This is a genomic window from Phycisphaerales bacterium, assembly GCA_035627955.1.
GTDB lineage: Bacteria > Planctomycetota > Phycisphaerae > Phycisphaerales > UBA1924 > JAEYTB01.
Map to the genome: position 1 here is coordinate 209,432 of DASPKU010000019.1, position 18,203 is coordinate 227,634.

At 69.3% G+C, this 18,203-nt stretch carries 8 protein-coding genes; 7 read left to right on the forward strand and 1 reads right to left on the reverse strand.

Annotation, left to right across the window (positions count from 1 at the left end):
- The first annotated feature begins 41 nt into the window (after positions 1-41).
- Entirely contained in the window at positions 42-3,797 is a 3,756-nt protein-coding gene (locus tag VD997_15625; GenBank protein HYE63421.1) for an SUMF1/EgtB/PvdO family nonheme iron enzyme, read from the forward strand.
- A gap of 16 nt (positions 3,798-3,813) precedes the next feature.
- Here the strand turns inward: VD997_15625 and VD997_15630 are convergent, their stop codons facing one another.
- Entirely contained in the window at positions 3,814-4,002 is a 189-nt protein-coding gene (locus tag VD997_15630; protein ID HYE63422.1) for a hypothetical protein, read from the reverse strand.
- A gap of 354 nt (positions 4,003-4,356) precedes the next feature.
- On the opposite strand from VD997_15630, the gene VD997_15635 reads away from it, so the two are divergent.
- The 6 genes from VD997_15635 to VD997_15660 all read left to right on the forward strand — a co-directional run bounded on the left by VD997_15635 (position 4,357) and on the right by VD997_15660 (position 18,144).
- Entirely contained in the window at positions 4,357-5,292 is a 936-nt protein-coding gene (locus VD997_15635; protein ID HYE63423.1) for a hypothetical protein, read from the forward strand.
- 47 nt (positions 5,293-5,339) lie between these two features.
- A complete protein-coding gene (gene tssK / locus VD997_15640) occupies positions 5,340-6,755 on the forward strand; it encodes a type VI secretion system baseplate subunit TssK (protein HYE63424.1) in 1,416 nt (471 codons plus the stop codon).
- 151 nt (positions 6,756-6,906) lie between these two features.
- Positions 6,907-7,599 (forward strand): DotU family type IV/VI secretion system protein, encoded by a 693-nt coding sequence (locus VD997_15645; protein HYE63425.1) that lies wholly within the window; start codon positions 6,907-6,909, stop codon positions 7,597-7,599.
- 54 nt (positions 7,600-7,653) lie between these two features.
- Entirely contained in the window at positions 7,654-12,072 is a 4,419-nt protein-coding gene (locus VD997_15650) for a type VI secretion protein IcmF/TssM N-terminal domain-containing protein (protein ID HYE63426.1), read from the forward strand.
- A gap of 52 nt (positions 12,073-12,124) precedes the next feature.
- Positions 12,125-15,811, forward strand: coding sequence for an SUMF1/EgtB/PvdO family nonheme iron enzyme (locus tag VD997_15655; GenBank protein ID HYE63427.1), 3,687 nt, complete (start codon positions 12,125-12,127; stop codon positions 15,809-15,811).
- A gap of 209 nt (positions 15,812-16,020) precedes the next feature.
- Entirely contained in the window at positions 16,021-18,144 is a 2,124-nt protein-coding gene (locus tag VD997_15660; protein HYE63428.1) for a ShlB/FhaC/HecB family hemolysin secretion/activation protein, read from the forward strand.
- Positions 18,145-18,203 lie beyond the last annotated feature (59 nt).

Genomic DNA, 18,203 nt, shown 5'->3' on the forward strand with positions numbered 1-18,203 from the left:
GCGGCTCGCGGGCGGGGCGCGGGCGGTGAAGGCGCGCGGCCATGCCAACGTACGGGGCGTTTGAGACGGTCGAGGAGCTGGCATCGGCGGGTCCGTTCGCGGTGTACGCCGCGCGGAAGGCGGGGCAGACAGGGGCGCCCGCGTACGCGGTGAAGGTGTACAAGACGGCGGACGTGTTCGCCGACGCCGAGGTAGTGGAGCGGGAGAGCGCGGCGTTTCTGGAGGCGGCGGAGGTGCAGCGGTCGCTGCCGGCGGGGCCCGCGGGCGGGGGCGGCGCGGGGCATTGGGCCCCGGTGCACGATGCGGGGCGGGCGAGCGACGCGGTGTACTACGTCACCGACCTCTACCCGGTGAGCGTGCAGCGGATGGTGGACAGCCGGCGGGAGCTGGATGCGCGGTCGATCGCGCACGTGATCGAGGGCGTGGTCGCGGGGCTCGAGGAGCTCGAGAAGACGCACAAGCGTGGTCACGGCGGGCTGCAGGCGAGCAACGTGCTGCTGGGGTCGGTGGAGGTGGAAGAGGCGGCGATCGCGCTGACGGACCCGGAGGCCGGCTCGCGACTTGAGGCCAACGCGCCGGTGCAGGACCAGCGGGGGATGGCGGCGCTGCTGTACCAGATGGTCGTGCACCGGATGCCGCCGCGGGCGGGGGCGGTGGCGGGCGGGCCCGAGTGGCAGCGGATGGGAGCGGCGGGAGAACTGCTGCGGGGACTGTGCGAGACGCTGCTGAACGTGCAGGCGGGGCAGCTGGTGCCGCTGGAGCAGGTGCGGGCGAAGCTGGCGGAGGTCTTGAAGGCGAAGCCGCCGGCGAAGGCCGGGATGTCGGTGGGAGCGAAGCTGGGGATCGCGGCGGCGGTGCTGCTGGCGGTGGGCGGCGGGGTGTTCGTCGCGATGCGCGAGCCGCCGAAGGTGGAGATCGTGTACGAGGACGCCCGCAGGGCGTGGACGCCAGGGGATGTGGGGAGCCTCGATACGCGGCTGGCGAAAGTGCGGAAGCTGATCAAGGACGACCCGGTGGACGCGGAGGAGGCGGGGAAGCTGGCGGCCCAGCTGAAGGAGCTGAGCGAGTCGATCGCGTGGCTGAAGAACCAGCCGCCGCCCGCCAGCGAGGAGCAGAGCGCGTTCATCAAGAGCGAGATCGCAAACCGCGACGAGCGGTACACGAAGGCGACAGCGGCGCTCGTGAGCCTGGAGGAGCGGTGGTTTGAGGACCAGGCCGACCCGACGCAGGACCCGCGGAAGCCCAGCCCGGACCGGTGGCTGGCGGCATGGATGAGCGAGATCGCCGAGCACGTGACGGTGGCGGACCGGCTGCTGAGCTCGGACGCGGCGGTGCGGGCGGAGTTTGAGCAGCTGCGGACCGACGCCGAGGCGCTCAAGAAGCTGGTGGAGGAGACGCGGGGGAAAGCGTGGGGGACGGAACCGGCGGCGCAGGCGGAGATTGTCAAGATCGCGGGCGAGGCGAAGGCGTCGGCGTTGGCCCTACGGCCGAAGCTGAAAGCGGTGCGTGTGGGGGCGCGGGATCAGCTGATCGAGTATGTAAAGAAGGCGGGCGACGGGGCCGCGTCGCTGCGGTCGGCGCAGCTGCAGGACCGCATGACGGCGTCGCTGCGGAAGCTGCGTGAGGACCTGGAGGAGAGCGAGACGCGCGGGTGGCAGGAAGTCACCGGGCAGGTCGCGAAGCTGGATGAGCTGCTGAAGTCTATCGACGGGGCGTTCGCGGCGACGCTGGGGCTGGAGGCGCCCGCGGCGGGCTCGGAGGTGGTGTACGCGGGGGCGGAGAAGCACCTTGTTGATCTGCGCGAGTCGCTGATTTCCAAGCTGCCCGAGGCGACAGACGCGGCGGACGCAGGGCTGCGGGCGAAGGTGGAGCAGGCGGCGGGGACCTACAACGCGCGGGTGGCGGATCTGCGCGCGATGTACACCGCGGCACAGAAGGTCGAGACGCTGCTGGCCGCGGGGTATGGGCTGGATGAGAGCGTGGAAGGGGCTTCGATCGCGGCGCTCGATGCTGCGGTGCGGGGAGCACAGGGCTTCGAGCCGCTGAAGGCGGGCCTGGACAAGGTGCTGGCGCGGGTCGATGCCCTCAAGGAGGTAAAGGCGATGAGCAGCGCGCCGGCGCTGGTGGGCGTGATCAACGACGCTGGGAGCGGACTGTCGAGCGTGCTGACGGCGTGGCGGGCGCTCCGGGCGACGGGTTACCCCGCGAGCGCGTCGGACCTGAGCGCGGCCATTGATGTGCAGGCGAAGGTTGTGGCGGCGGTGCGGAAGAGCGCGGGGGCACGGGCGGCCGGACTCACCTCCGAGGTCGAGGGACAGCTGCGTGCCCTGTGGCTGAGGTTCATCGAGAACGCCAAGGGCGACGTGCCGCAGGTGAACGCGGCCTTCGAGCTCACGACGCGGGTGCCGGGCGGGGCCGAGGCCATCGCCGGCGGGCCTGCGTGGCTGAAGTACAACCGCGAGAGGTGGGAGCTGCTCAAGGCCGTCGAGGGCGTCGGCGAAGCACCGGCGAAGGAGCAGATCGAGCAGCTGCACACGCCCGTGATGGCCTTCGTGAACGACGCCAAGGGCCTCAACCTGAACAGGCCGGAGGTGGCGCAGTTCGACAAGGACCTCAACCCCTTCGTGATCAAGAAGGTCGTCACGATGGACGAGATGGGGCCGGGCAGGGTGAAGTGGGCGTTTGAGGAGGACAAGGCGCGGGGCCTGGTGCGCTACCGGTGGACGGGCAAGCGCGGCGAGCACGTGCTGGAGTTCCGGCCCATGGTGATGGGCGAGGACCAGGTCACGTACCTGTGCACGACCGAGATGCCGGTGGGGCTGTTCATCGACGCCGTGGAGGCGTTCGGGAAGTGGGATGATGTGCGGGGCGTGGGCGGTCAGGGCAAGAAGCTGCTGGACGGCAGCAACCTCGAGACCCGCGCGGGCGTGCGGACCGTGCGGTGGGTGGGCAGCGGCGACAAGATGAAGATGGACAAGAGCGTGCCGGCCAACACGCAGCCGCACGACAAGAACGGCATGGGCTGGCACGCGACGAACATGGCAGACACGATGGCGCGGAACCCGTACTACCCCGAGGGCGGTGGCCCGGGCCGGCCGCCGAGCGATCTGGATCCCGTGGACTGGGTGTCGCCGGAGGCGAGCCTGTACGTGGCGCGGGTGCTGGGGTGCCGGCTGCCGAGCTCGGCGGAGTGGAAGGCCGCGGCCGCGACGGGCGCGAACGCGACGCCCAACCTGCGCGATGAGTCCTACGCGCGGCAGTACCAGCACGTCGCGGACAACATCGGCGACGACAAGTTCCAGGCCAAGAACATCATGAATTACCCGGGCAGCGGGATCATGGTGCTGCAGAACGGCGCGCCGGTCGCGGCGGAGCTGGACGGCTCGGCACTAACGGTGAACGACGGGTACCTGTACTTCGCGCCGGTGAACGAGCGGAGGCAAGGTGCGGAGGAGCCGAAGTTCCATCACCTGATCGGGAATGTGTGGGAGTTCACGCACGAAGCGCCGCTGGCGGCGGAGGCGCTGCCGCAGGCGACGTACGACTCGGTGATGGGGCTGATGGGGCAGGGCTACGCGAACATGCGGGTGATCGGCGGGTCGGCGCTGTCGAATCCGCAGGTGGGCACGACCGAGCCGCAGGAGTTCAAGCGGACCACGGCCCGGCAGGGCTGGGCGGACGTGGGCTTCCGCTTGGCGTTCTCCACCGGCGCGGGCGCGGGGGGCGGGGGCTCGCCCAAGCAGCGGCTGCTGGGGATGCTGCAGAAGACGCCGTACCTGTCGGCGGGGGCGAACTGAGGTCTGGTGGGGGCGGTCACTCGCCGGGGACGAAGGCGGTCTGCACGTTGGGCTGCTGGAAGAGCGAGGCGCCGATGCCGTCGCTGGCAGTGACGTTGCCGGCCTGGTGGCGCTGGAAGGTGTAAACGCGCCCGCCCGAGGACGAGCAGCCGAGGCACACGAACAGGGCAGCGAATACGGAGGCGAGGGTGAGGATGCGACGCATGGGGGTCTCCGGAACGGCAACGCCGCACGCGCGTGTGCCGTGGGATGGATCGGAGACAACCAGGGGCGGATTGACGGTTGGTGTGCAAAGTCCGTCGGTTGGCGGGGGGCTGTCGGGGGTGGGTGGGGTGTGGGGGGTGTGGGGAAGGTGCGGGTTCGCGCAGGTTTGGCGCGGAAGTGGGGGGAAGGGGCAAACCCGGTCGTGGGGGGCGGTTGTGTCCAGAGGACGGCCCGATATCATGGGGCCCTCGTGACAGAGGCGTGAGCGCCGGTTTATCGGGTTGGGTGTTGCGGCGGGCGTTTGGGTTCGCTTTGGGATGTGCGTTGGGATTGGGTGCGCAAGGAGCGTGGGCGCGTGATCGAACCGACCTCAGAGCGTGGCAAGCGGCTCAGCGCGTTATCGGCCCGTCTGCGGGTGCTGCACAGCGAGCTGGCGGATCAGGACAAGGAGCTGCGGTCCGAGCAGCTTCAGGATGAGGTGAAGAGGGCGATTTCGGGGTTGGCGCCCAATGAGCGGGAGCCGTTCCTGCTGGCGCTGATGGAGCAGTTCCCGAGCTTTACGGACGGGGCGCGGTCCGCACCGCCGCCGCCGCCGGTCGTGGCCGCGGCGCCCGCGGCGGAGGTCAAGGACCCCAAGGTCTTGTGCGACAAGCTGATCGAGCACTCCCGCTTCCTGAGCGACGCGGACCGGGCGGCGATCACGCAGAAGCTGGCCGGTGCGGGCTTCGCGGTGGTGCAGGTGAAGGAGGCGCCCGCAGGGGCGGGGGGGCTGCCCGCGGCGCAGCTGGCGGAGTTCAAGAAGACCCTGCAGATGTCGCCGGAGCAGGAGGTCAGCGCGGCCCGGGTGGTTGAGACCGCGTCGGTGCTGGCGGAGTTCGTGCTGAAGCTGGAGCCGTGGGCGTGCACGTACTGGCGCGACCTGGCGCCCGACGCCAAGAACTCGGTGTTCCAGGTGCTGAACAAGGAACTGCCCAAGTTCGTGGCGGGGGACGAGAAGGTGACCAAGGAGGTCATCCACAAGAGCGCGTACCGGCTGCGGAGCCTGGTGTCGCTGCTGATGAAGGGTGTGATCGAGGCGGGGCGGCAGTTTGCACGCGACCACATGGCGAAGTACTCGCTGGACGCGATCAGGCAGGCGGCGCCGCGGGAGATGTTCAAGGCGGACGAGTACCGGTACTGGAAGCAGTACGAGCGGCTGATGGACGGCGTCGATGGGTCGAGCATCGAGCTGCGGATGAAGCAGGTGATCGCGAAGGATGTGGATGCGGGCCTGAGCCAGGTCATCCGCTAGTTGTTGTGGTTTGAGCACCTTTAGCACTGCGCAGGCAGGGGGCACGAATGTCTCAGGTCGGACAAGTTCACTGGCACGAGGGTCTGTTCCTCAAGCCGCACCACCTCCAGACGATGCAGCGGGACCTGGCGGAGGCCGGGATGCGGGAGCGGCGGCTCTCGATGGCGTTCCCCTACGGCGTGATCGACCTGCGGCTGTCGACCGATGCGCTGGAGAACATGCTGGTGCGGATCGACCGGCTGCGGGCGATCATGCCCAGTGGGCTGGAGATCGACCTGCCGGGGAACGCGGATATCCCGGCGCTGGACATCAAGCGGGTGTTCCAGGCGAGCAGCGGGGCGTTCACGGTGAGCCTGGCGGTGCCGCTGTGGCAGGCGGCGCGGGCGAACACGGTGGACCCCATCCCCGCGGGCGGGGCGGGCGGCGCAGCGCGCCGGGCGGTAGCGGAGGATGCGCGCGTCAAGCGGCTGTACCGCGTGTCGGAGATCACCCGCAGCGATGAGAACACCGGGGAGGCGGCGGAGCCGGTGATGGTGCGGCGGTACAACGCCCGCCTGGTGGTGGAGGGTGAGGACACCAGCGACATGGAAGTGCTGCCGCTGCTGCGGATCGTGCACACGGCGGAGGAGAGCACGCTGCCGCGGCCTGATACGGGGTTCGTGCCGCCGTGCCTGGTGATCAACGGCTCGCCGCTGCTGCGGAACACGCTGAGGGACCTGGGGGCGGCGGTGGAGGCCTCGCGGAAGGAGCTGGTGAATCAGCTGACGCGGGGCGGGTTCGTGGTGGAGAACCTGCGCGGGCCGCAGCTGCTGCAGATGCTGCGGCTGCAGGTCCTCAACAAGTACGCGGCCAGCCTGCCGGTGATGGTGCAGGGGGGCGTGGGCGGTGCGGGGGCGATGACGCCCTTCGCGGCGTACCTGACGCTGCGGGAGCTGCAGGGGGAGCTGGCGGCGCTGTCGCCGGACCGTGACCCCTTCGAGGCGCCCAAGTATGACCACGACAACCCCGGCCCGGTGTTCCAGGAGCTGGACCGCAAGATCCGGCCGCTGCTGCGCGGCGACATCCAGAAGAAGTTTCTGCAGAGCGCGTTCGTCAAGGACCAGGGCCTGCTGACCGCGACCCTGACCGACGAGCAGATCAGCCAGCCCAACGGGTACTACATCGGGATTAGGACGAAGGCGCCGGCGGCGGTGCTGGGGAAGCTGGTGGAGGACCAGGACCGGTTCAAGTTGATGCCCAAGAGCATGGCGAAGCTGCACCTGTTCGGCGTGAAGCTGGTGGAGGACCGCCACCCGCCGATGGAGCTGCCCAGCGCGGTGGACCTGCACTACTTCCGCGTGGACATGGGCGAGAGCAAGAAGATGTGGGACCGGATCGTCGCGGAGAAGGCCATGTGCGTGCGGTGGGCCGAGACGGACGACTTCGAGTACCAGGATGTTTCGATGTACATGACGGTGCCGTGAGGCACTGGGGCAAGTGGCAGAGTGGCCAAGTGGCAAAGTGGCAGAGTGGCAAAGTGAGGTGAGTTGGGTGCGGGATGGAGAGGTCGCGGTGCGTTTCAGCACTTTGCCACTTCGCCACTTTGCCACTTAGCCACTTCCGCCGGAGCGAGCGATGAACCTTGTCGAGATATGTGAGCCCCTGTTCCAGTACGTATGCCGGCTCAACCGGCTGGCGCGCAAGGGCGGGCGGGCGGACTTTGGCGTGGTGCGCGGTGAGGTCAAGGGCCTGCTGGCGGAGATGCGCGCGAAGGCGGAGCAGACCCCGGCGATGATCGGCGCGTACAACCAGATCGAGCTGGTGCTGATCTTCTTCGTCGACTCGATGATCCTCAACAGCAACCTCGGCGGGGGGTGGAAGCCCCTGAGCGGCGAGCGGGGCGAGCTCGCCTTTGAGGAGAAGTTCTGGGATCTGCTGGAGGACGCGCTGCGCGACCCCAGCGACACGGCGACGCAGCGGCTGGCGGTGTTCTACGTGTGCATCGGCCTGGGCTTCACCGGCCTGTACACGGGGCAGCCCGATTACATCCGGCGGAAGATGCTGGAGATCTCGGCGCGCCTGCGGGGGATGATCGACGCCAACCAGGCGGCGCGGATCTGCAACGACGCGTACGACGGGGTCGACACGCGGAACCTGACGCAGCCGCCCAACCGGAGCCTGACGGGCGTGGTGATCGCGCTGGTGGCGCTGACGGTGGTGCTGCTGGTGGCGTACGTGCAGCTGTTCCGATACGCGGGGCAGCAGCTGGACGCGTCGTTCACGAACATTCAGAAGAGCCACAACGAGAGCGGCAAGCCGTCGGCCTGAGCGGCGGAAGAGAGGTTTTACATGTTTTCGGCATTCGCGAATCTTCCGCGTCCAATGCAGGGCGCGACGATCCTGGGCGTGGGCGTGGGCGGGCTGGCCGCGGTCATGGCCGTGCTCAAGGACAACCCGTTCTGGAAGTGGCTGGCGATCGGCATCCTGGCGGTCGCGGTCATCATCGTGCTGTACATCCTGGTCCTGAAGCTCAAGGACAAGGCCAAGAGCGGGCCCTTCGCGTCCTTGATCGCCAAGGCGGGGAGCGGGCGGGGTGCGGTTGATCCGGCGGCCAAGGCCCGCATGGACGACCTGCGGAAGAAGTTCGAGGAGGGCGTGAGCACCTTCAAGAGTGCGGGCAAGGACCTGTACAGCCTGCCGTGGTTCCTGCTGGTGGGGCCTTCGGGCAGCGGCAAGACGGAGGCAATGCGTCACTGCAACGTCGGCTTCCCGCCGGGGCTGCAGGACTGCCTGCAGGGGACGGGCGGCACGATGAACATGCACTGGTGGTTCACCAACCACGCGGTGGTGCTCGATACCGCGGGCCGCATGTTCATGGAGGAGGGCACCGACGGGCAGGCGACGGAGTGGAAGGAGTTCATGAAGCTCCTGAAGCAGTGCCGGCCCAACGCCCCGATCAACGGCATGCTGCTGGTGATCAGCGCCGAGAGCCTGCTCAAGGACAGCGCGGAGAAGATCGAGCAGACCGCGGGCGCCATCGCGCGACAGCTGGACGTGGTGCAGCGGACGCTCGAGGTGCGCTTCCCGGTGTTCGTCGTGGTGACCAAGTGCGACAAGATCGTGGGCTTCCGCGACTTCTTCGAGACCATCAACGACCCCAACCTGCAGCACCAGATCCTGGGCTGGAGCAACCCGGCGCCCTTGGACGACGCGTTCAAGCCCGATCAGGTCGACAAGCACCTCGACGGCGTGCGGCAGAAGCTGCTGTCGCGCCGGATGGGCCTGCTGCAGAACCCGATCCACACCATGGACCCCTCGGCCCGGCGCACGGACCAGGTCGACGAGATGTTCGAGCTGCCGGACAACCTCGTGCGCATCGCGCCGCGTCTGCGCCGCTACCTCGAGATGATCTTCGTCGCGGGCGAGTGGAGCCCCAAGCCGCTGTTCCTCCGCGGCATCTACTTCACGAGCTCGATGCGCGAGGGCCAGGCCCTGGATGTGGGCCTCGCGGAGGCGCTGGGCATCGATGTCGAGTCCATTCCCGGCGGCAAGGAGTGGGACAAGGACAAGGCCTACTTCCTGCGCGACGTGTTCATGAGCAAGGTGTTCAAGGAGCGCGGGCTGGTCACGCGGGCCGCGAACGTGAGCAAGGCGCTCGCGAAGCAGCGGCGGATGGTGGTGGGGCTGTCCGCGGCGGCGGTGATCGTCCTGGCGGGCGTCGCGGCGATGGGCTACTTCGGGTTCAAGGGCTCGCTGGACCGGCCGAGCCGGTTCTGGTCGACGGTGAACGCGGCGTACGCGGGGATCGAGGAGGGCGAGAACGAGTTCGACGCGCTCGAGGTGCGGCTCATCGACCCCAAGACCCTGGCGTACCGCGGCAACGTGCAGTTCGAGAAGGTGCCGGGTGACGCGAACTTCCGCACGCCGCTGGAGCTGGTGCTGGCCTCGGCCAAGCAGCGCAAAGACGAGATCAAGCCGCCCTTCATCGCGGCCCCGGTGGTGGGGTTCAAGAGCGAGTGGACGGAGAAGCAGGTCAACGCGCACCGGGCGATCGTCGAGCGGGCCATCGTGGTGCCGCTGGTGAACGCGACGCGAAGCAAGCTGCAGACGGAGACGGCGTGGGGCGACGCGGCCGTGGGGTCGCTGGCGCAGCTGATGCGGCTGCAGACGTACGCGCTCGGCGCGGCCCCCGCGGCGACGGACGCCAAGAAGCCGGTCGCGATCAACGTGGATGTGATGTTCCGCTACCTGCTGGGCGAGGACGACCAGCGGGTGTACGAGTCCTCGCGCAGCGACATCGCCGAGGCGGTCGCGCTCGCGTACCCGGAGGGCTGGAATAGCAAGAACCTGCCGGCGGAGGTGCTGGGCGGGAAGGACGAGTGGTCGATCCGCACGGTCGAAGGCGCGGTGGACAGCCTCGTTAAGCATCTGGAGCAGCTGGGCAAGGACCGGCCGGACAGCCGGATGGCGTCGCTGATCAAGCTGCGCGACGGGCTGCTGACGATCGCGGGCGAGCACGCGAACGTGCAGGGGATGGAGGCGATCAAGACGGCCGAAGGGCTGCCGCAGACGCTGCGGCAGTACGAGAGCTTCGAGACACAGTTCCTGGCGAGCGCGGACAAGATCCTCAAGGGGCGGGCGGACATCGACCTGGCGGTCAAGAAGCTGGGCGACAAGGAGGTCTCGGTGCTGGTGACCGAGGCGGGCGACGAGCTGCAGAAGCAGCTGACCGCTTACTTCAACGACCTGCAGGGTCAGCTGCCGACCATCCCCGAGGATGAGAAGGCGGCGGAGAAGATCGACCGCAGCCTGGTGAGCCTGCGCGGGAAGCTCGAGGAGAGCGCGCGGCGCGTGGACGCCACGGTGAAGCAGCAGCTGACGGCGATGTCGGCCGCGATGGAGAACGTGAAGTGGCTGCTGACCCCCGGGTCGATCATCGACCGCGGCGATATGCGGGCGTACGGCGCGATCGCCAAGGCGTACGAGTTCGGGGCTCGGGAGCTGCGCGCTGCGGACGCCCAGGCGAGCAAGGCGGCGGAGCCGAGCGATACCGGGGAGGCCAGGCCGACGCTGGTGGCGCAGATCGCGGAGGTGAATGAGAATGCGAAGAAGGTGCGGGGCGACGTGGACGCCCTGACGGGCTGGTCGCCCGAGCCGGGGCGCGTGGCGCCGCAGGCGCTGACCGCCATGCGCGACCAGACGGTGGCGGCCCTGCGGACGGTGACGACCATCGCGGCGTCGCGCCGGGTGCACGAGCTGGTGAAGGTTGCGATCGGCGAGTGGCGGGGCGATGCCGACGGGCTGCGGGCGCACGTAGAGGACGTGGCGAACGCGCGCCTGGCCGAGGGCACGTTCGACGCGCGGAAGCTCAAGCGTCCGCGGCTGCCGCTGACGGCGATGGAGCGGCCCAGCGAGTTCGCCAAGCCGTACCACTGGGAGGCCGCGGGCCAGGTGCTGAAGGACTGGGCCGAGGTGCGGGCGTTCGTCGAGGGCACGGACAAGAAGGTGGTGCTCGGTCGTGACGAGCTGCGGAACGACCCCAAGGTGAACTACACGGCCAAGGCGAACGCCACTGTGGAGTACATGCGCGACTACATCGCGTACTGGCGGAAGCAGGCCAATGAGGAGTGCCGCCCGGCTGCGAGCAGCTGGATGGCCTACGGCCAGACGCTGAAGGCGACGAACTTCGACAAGCTGTGCGAAGACCTGGAGGCGCTGGAGAAGATCGTGCGCGAGGCGTTCAAGGTGGCGCCCGCGGATATGGCCAAGGACGCGCTCGCGGAAACCGACGGCGCGTACGCGAAGCTGGCGGACGCCAAGTTCCTGCGGCGTGCGAAGGCGGTGGTGGCCCTGTGGGGCACGCTGTCGGAGAACGACGCGGACGGGGCGCGGCGCGAGCTGCTCAGCGCAATGCGCGAGGGGCGGATCGGGGATGAGTACTTCGGCGTGTACTCGGCGGACGGGCTGCGGTTCGTCAACGAGCTCATCCACGCGGGGCTGAGCTGCCTGGTGAAGGAGACGCGTCGCGACCTCGAGAGCGCGATGGACCGGCTGATGACCGACGCCAAGGCGGTGCCGCTGGCGTTCGTGCCGTCGTGCGACCCTGTCCGTACCAAGCCGCTGACGGCGGCGCAGGTGAAGGACATCCTGGGCGCGGCGGACAAGCTCGAGCAGGCCGCGGGCAGCGACCGCGGCGCGAGCACCGCGGCCATCCCGGAGGAGCTGCGTCCGCTGATGAAGTCACTGACGGGCGGGGACATCATGCCCGCGGGCAGCGCGGTGTGGTTCGCCAATCTGAAGGCGATGGCGGGGCTGTTCAGCCAGCAGAAGGAGCTGAGCTTTACCGTGACGTTCTCGCCGGTGAACAAACTGCCGGCGCGGTCGGGCGTGACCGACGACGCCCGGGGCAACCTGTACGGCTACGCCAAGCTGGTGGTGGGCGGGCAGGCGGCGGGAGAGGTGTTCAGCCTCACGATTCCCTCGCTGCCGGAGAAGCTGAAGGAGCGGAGCGTGAAGCTGCCGCTGGTCGATGGTCAGGCGACCGAGCTGTGGCTGTACGCGAGCGAGCCGCAGGGGAACCAGGAGCCGGCGGAGAAGATCATCCTGCCTGGCAACTGGAGCCTGCTGCAGCAGATGATGAGCGCGTGCGGCGAGGCGGAGCAGGACGACAAGGACCCGCAGAGCTGGCGCGTGATGGTGACGACCAAGGACAACAAGTACCTGTGGCTGCACCTGACGTTCAACCAGAAGCTGCCGGCAAAGGACGCCTGGCCGAGCACGGACCGTTGGCCGGCGCGGTGAGTTCCGGAAGGCGTGAGGGGGAGTGGCCGCGCGTGGAAGGAAGGACTCTGGCTTGAAGAACGGAACTCGACACAGCGGCCGGCCGGTGAAGGTGCACGTTGCGGCCTTCGGGAAGCACCCGGGGTGGGACGACCACATCGAGGAGATCGGTCTGGACTGCCCGCAGCTGGTGAAGGCCAAGCGGGTGCTCTATACCGAGTGCATCGGCGGGAACATCGACTCGGGCGAGTGGGAGAAGCTGGAAGAGGGCAAGCGAATCCCCTTCCGGCACGAGTTTGTGTGGAGCCTGCCCGACGGGGTGATGGTCGGCCGGCTTTGGGCGAGCCGCGACGGCAAGGGGCGGACGAAATACCCGATGGTGGTGTGCGCGTTCCTGGAGAACGCGCCGCTGGACTGGGCCTGCGCGCAGGTGCTGCCGCGCCTGGCGCAGGTGGAGACGGACTGCACGCAGACGAACTCGGCGGAGTTGGTACGGTTCGCGGTGGGGGGCTGCCAGAGCGAGCTGGAGAAGGCCGCGGAGGCGTACAACGCGGCACCCGCGCCCGAGGAGGTGGTTGGAGACCTGGTCGCGCGCCTGGTGGGCACGCCCGAGCTGTCCGGCAACGGGCGCGAGGGCATGGTGCGCGTGCTGTACGAGATGGGGCGCGAGCTGCAGGAGTTCACGCGGACGTCATCTGGTACGACGATCAAGAGCAAGGATTATGAGCCCGCGTGCGCGCACCTGCGCGTGCCCCGGGGGCTGCGCGGCCCCGGCGAAGGGGCGCGGGCGTGGGTGAGGGTCATGGAGCAGGACATCCTCCAGGGCCTGCCCGTGATGGTGCTCTCGCCGGTGGCGGAGCGGTTCGTCGATGTGATCGTCGGCGAGCCGAAGGTGAAGGCGTTCTTCTGCGCCCGCGCGGGCGAGGGGGCGCTGGGGCTGACAACGGATGTGCCGTACACGATGGACGACGCCGAGGCCTCGCGGCATCGCCAGCGGGCGGAGTCGTGGGCGGGGGGTGGGGCGAGCAGCAGGAAGAGTGGCGGGGTGGTCGCGGCGGGCGGCGGGTTATCACGCGAGGCGCGCCTGAAGGTGGGGCTGCTGGCGCTCGCCGGTGTGCTGGTATTGGCGATCGTGATCGCGGTAGTGGCGCGGAAGAAAGGGACGCCGGCCGAGGCCGAGGCAGGGGAAGCGGCATCGAACTCCTCGGCGGCGCCCGAGCCCAGGCCGGAGGTGCGCGATGCGAGTGGGCCGAGCACGGCCGGTTCTGGAGCTACAACGTCGGCGACCGGGGATGGTGATCCTCGGAGTGCGTGGGGCGTTGCGGACGCGTTGTCGCGGGTGAAATTCGATCTCGATCGGCTGGACGCTGAACTGAAAGCGGACGGGAAGGTTCTGGATCCGTCGCACCGCGAGAAGCTGGCGGACGTCGAGCGACGCGTCGGGCTGGTGAAGGCGATGCCGTGGCGGGCCTCGTCGCGGGACCAGATCGCGCGGGATGTGCAGACGCTGGATGAGGAGCTGGCGGTGCTCGGCCGGGCTTTGAAAGCCGAGTCTGAGGGAGCAGCGGCGGGTTTGTCATCGGTGCTGCAGGAGCGGGCGCGGACGGCCCCTGTGAAGCACCGCGTGCTGGTCGCGGCGTGGGGGACGGGGATCGCCGCGCTGGACCCGAAGGCCGGGCGCGAGGTGGCGCTGGCCAAGGTCGCGGCGCTCGAGCAGAGCCTCAGCAGCGTCGAGCAGCAGCTGGGCGATGTGCAGGCGGTGGCGGCGCCCGAGGCGAAGCTCATTGATGGCGCCAAGTGGAGCAAGGCCGCGGAGGCGCGGCTGGAGCGTGGGCTGCGGGAGGCCGCGGACGCGGCGGTCGCGGGCAACGCGGGCAGGGTGGCGGGGGCGGTCGAACAGCTCAGGTCGTGGAACCACGGCGCGGACGTTGTCGCGGCGAAGGCGGTGGCCCTGGAGCAGATGCTCGCCGCCGGCAAGGTGCTGAGTGCGGAGGCGAAGCCCACGGCCCGGGAGCTGGAAGCGGCGATGCAGGCCAGCCCAGCGTACACCGAGCTGGGGCCGGCGGTGCGGCCGCTGCTGGATCAGGTGGAGGCGGTGCGGTCGGTGGCGAGCCTGACGAGCCACGAGGCGCTGATCTCGGCGGTGAAGGGCGCGGTGAACGACGGGACGCGGACGCCCGGAGCGGTGGCGGCGTGGTCGCGGTTGGCGGAGCTTGGGTGGCCGGGCATCCCGGCGGACATGCTGGAGGCATCTCGCCTGGCGACCTCGGATCTCGAGGCTGCGATCAACGGTGTGGCCGACGCGGGGCAGCGGGCGGCGCTGAAAGCGCAGGCCGCGGGAGCCACGCGGGCGATGTGGACGGGTTTTGTGGGCAAGGCCGCGATGAACGAGGCCGGGGCGGAGGCGGCGTACTCGACGATGGGTGTACTGGGTATCGGCGACTCGGAGCTGGTCAAGCTGCCGGACTGGGCGCGGTACAACCTGCTGCTGGCGCAGTTCCGTGCCGCTGCGGTGGGCAAGGGGGAGGGGGCGACGCTGGACGGAGCCACGCGGGAGAGCGTGGCTCGGTTCGTGGCGGGCGTGGAGGCACTCGGCGCGACGACGCAGCAGCGGCCGGAGATCGACGCCTTGCTGAAAGGGCTGCGGCCGCTGAAGGATCCGGGCGCGGGGCTGGAGTTCTCGAAGCTGGGGCCGGGCGTGCTGGGGTGGACGGCCGGTGCGCCCGATGCCGAGGGTGGCGTGACGTACACGATGAAGGGCTCGGAGAGGTCGGTGCACTTCCGGCGGCTGCCGGTCACGCCTTCGAGCGGGGGCGAGAGCGTCGCGTTCATGAGCACGACCGAAGTGTCGGTCGGGATGTTCATCGAGGTGGTGAAGAGCGTTGGCAAGTGGGACGACATCAAGCCGCTGCTGGCGACCTACCCCGCGACCGGTGACACACGGCGCGGCGTGCGGGTGTGGGAGTGGTCCAGCAGCGCGGGCGAAGTGATGCGGGTGATCAAGCCCGGCAAGGACGACTTCAGCAGGGGGTGGCTGCGGCCAAAGGCCTCGATGGCGGGCAAGGAGTTCTACGCGTCGGGCGTAACGGTGGGCGCCCCGACGGCGGACATGCCCATGCAGTACGTGTCGCCCATGGCGGCCGTGGTGTTCGCACGAGTGATGGGCTGCCGCCTGCCCACGCCCGAGGAGTGGAAGGCCGTGGCTCCCGCGGAGGGAACGCCCAATCTGCGCGACGGCACATGGGCGAAGCAGTACGAGCAGACGAAGACGCTGGTGGGTCAGGATGAGGTCAAGCGTGACCCCCCGGACTTCCCCGGTGCAGGGGCGTTCTGGCCGGCTGGCGTGACCAAGCCTCAGCCGCAGGCGGATGGGGCCGCCGCGGTGGAAGCGGACGATGGCGTGCTGTGGTTCGCGCCGGTGGGGTCGGGCCGGCAGTTCCAGCACCTGGTGGGCAACGTGTCGGAGTACGTGTGGGGGGACCCGGAGGGGATGGGGTCGCTGGAGGCGTCGCCGCTGAAGGTGCGGACCTACCTGGGCGAGAAGAACGCGATGGGGGTCATCGGCGGGTCGGCCCTGTCGTCGAAAGAGGTGCCGGTACGGGAGGCGTCGCCGGTGAACCTGATGCAGGCGCGGGAGGGGTACGCGGATGTGGGCTTCCGACTGGCATTTTCTGCGCCCCGCGGCGCCGGGAGCGCGGCGGGGCCCTCGCTGTCGTCGCTGTTGAAGTCGGCGGCGTACATGGCGCCGGAGAAGCGATGAAGGGGCGCGGGGCGAGCCCCCGCGCTGACAGGTCCCGCACACAACAACTTGCGTCAACTTGACGCCGCCGCCTACGGGGTTTAGCTTCTGCCCCCATTGAGGCGATTGTTGCCGCCGGCGGTCATGGTGCGCTGTGAGTGGAGGCGTACGGATCGCCGGTTCAAGTGCTGGGGGTCGGCCCTTTGGGCCCGGTCAGAAAAGGAAGAACGATGAGGCTGTCACTGTTGTCCGTGCCGCGCCTGAACCAGACGCCCCGTAGCAGCCGCGGACTGCAAGAGATGGCGCGGGTGACGGCGCTGGGGCTGGCGGCGGCGCTCGCGGCGTCGGCGATGGCGCAGCCGGAGCCCAAGCCGCCGATCGACATCAACGCGGTGCAGCCGGGCGGGGCTCCCCGCCCCGTGCAGCCGGCGCAGCCCGCGGGCGAGCCCGGTACGACGACGGCCCCGACCACTCCAACGCCGGCGCCCACGGGCGCGGCGCAGGGCCCGATCGCAGAGGATGGCGACCGCTACCAGGTGACGCGCTTCATCGTGACCTACCAGGGCGAGCGCACCGACCTGCCGGCCATCGAGGATGTGCTGCGTTCCACGGCCGAGCTGGGCGTAACGCCCGAGGGGTACGTCGCGCCGCGGGCCGGCCTTCCAACCACGCGCGTGACGGTGGGGGATGTGGCCGACCCGGCCGGTGGGTACTTCTACCGCTCGGCCATCACCGCGGTGTGCGCGTCGATCGTGGAGACGCTGGCGCGCCAGGGGATCGCCGGCGTGTTCGTGCAGCTGCACCCCGAGGACATCGACGAGACCAACGGCCAGGACCTGCGCGAGGGGCGCAAGGACCTGCGGCTGGTGGTATGGACGGGCGTGGTCGGCGGGATCCAGACCATCGCGTCGGGCGACCGCCTGGAGGGAAAGATCAAGGCGGGCACGATCTCCCGCGTGAACCCCGACGACCCGGTGCACAACCGCATCCGCACCCAGTCGCCGCTGGACGCGGGCAGCCTGCTGCACAAGGAGGAGCTGGACGAGTTCCTGTTCAGGCTGAACCGGCACCCGGGCCGGCGCGTGGACGTGGCGGTGGCGCCGGGCGACAAGCCGGGCGAGGTGCTGGTGGATTACCTCGTAGCGGAGAGCCGGCCGTGGTCTGTGTACGCGCAGATCTCAAACACGGGCACGCGTGCCACGAACACGTGGCGCGAGCGGTTCGGATTTGTGCACAACCAGCTGACGAACCACGACGACATCCTGCGGGTGGACTACATCACCGGCGGGTTCACCGATGCGCACTCCTTGTCCTTGAACTACGAGTTCCCGATCCTGTCGGACCAGGTGCGGGTGCGGTTGTACGGCACGTACTCGACCTTCGAGGCGTCGGACGTGGGCTTCAACGCCGAGCGGTTCAGCGGGACGACGTGGGCGGGCGGGGCGGAGCTCTCGACGCTGCTGTTCCAGCGGCGTGAGCTGTTCATCGACGGCCTGGCGGGCATCCGCGTGTCGAACGTGCAGGTTGAGAACACAGTCACCAACCTCGAGGGTTCGGAGACGTTCGCGCTGCCGTACGTGGGCCTGCGGCTGGACCGCACGACCGAGTCGATGGGCACCTACGGCGGGGTGACCTTTGAGTACCAGGTGCCGGAACTCGCCGGGACCGACGAGGAGGAGATCTCCAACCTCGGTCGGCGCGACGCCGACGTCGAGTGGCCGATGCTCAAGTGGTCGCTGGAGCACTCCTTCTATCTGGAGCCGCTGCTGAACCCGTCCGGCTACGCGGGCACGAGCGACAGCGGGCCGCTCACGCTGGCGCACGAGATCTCGGCGTCGGTCCGCGGCCAGTACGCCTTCGGCCAGCGCGTGATCGCCAACGAGGAAGAGGTCGCGGGCGGCTTCTATTCGGTCCGCGGGTACCCCGAATCGGCGGTGGCGGGCGACTCGGCCGTGATCGGCACGCTGGAGTACCGCTTCCACCTGCCGCGGATCCTGCCGATCTCCGACGCCGGCCGCTGGCGGTGGTGGGGCGAGTCGCCGGAATCCGCCCGGGCGACGCCGTCGTGGCTGGGGGAGAACTTCCGGATGGCCCCGCAGCAGGCGTTCGGGCGGCCGGACTGGGACCTGATCTTCCGGGCGTTCGTGGACGGGGCGGTGGTGCGGAGCAGCCAGCCCCGCCCGCCGGGCGAGGAGAACGACACCCTGCTTGGCGCGGGAGTCGGAATTGAGTATCAGTTCAAGCGCAATGTCAGCGCGCGTCTGGACTTGGGCGTGCCGCTGGATGAGACCAAGGACGGCGTGACCAGCCCGGGCGATGCGAGACTGCACTTCTCGTTGACCCTGCTGTACTAAGTCCCTGGGTGGTGTTATCGGGCGTAAGTGGGGGCGAGTTCAGGACTTGTGGTGTTTGC

What these genes read in the sequence shown, in the direction of transcription:
- tssK (HYE63424.1), top strand. Translation starts at nt 5,340, where the DNA reads ATGTCTCAGGTCGGACAAGTTCACTGGCACGAGGGTCTGTTCCTCAAG.
- VD997_15630 (HYE63422.1), bottom strand. Translation starts at nt 4,002, where the DNA reads ATGCGTCGCATCCTCACCCTCGCCTCCGTATTCGCTGCCCTGTTCGTG.
- VD997_15660 (HYE63428.1), top strand. Translation starts at nt 16,021, where the DNA reads ATGAGGCTGTCACTGTTGTCCGTGCCGCGCCTGAACCAGACGCCCCGT.
- VD997_15645 (HYE63425.1), top strand. Translation starts at nt 6,907, where the DNA reads ATGAACCTTGTCGAGATATGTGAGCCCCTGTTCCAGTACGTATGCCGG.
- VD997_15650 (HYE63426.1), top strand. Translation starts at nt 7,654, where the DNA reads ATGCAGGGCGCGACGATCCTGGGCGTGGGCGTGGGCGGGCTGGCCGCG.
- VD997_15625 (HYE63421.1), top strand. Translation starts at nt 42, where the DNA reads ATGCCAACGTACGGGGCGTTTGAGACGGTCGAGGAGCTGGCATCGGCG.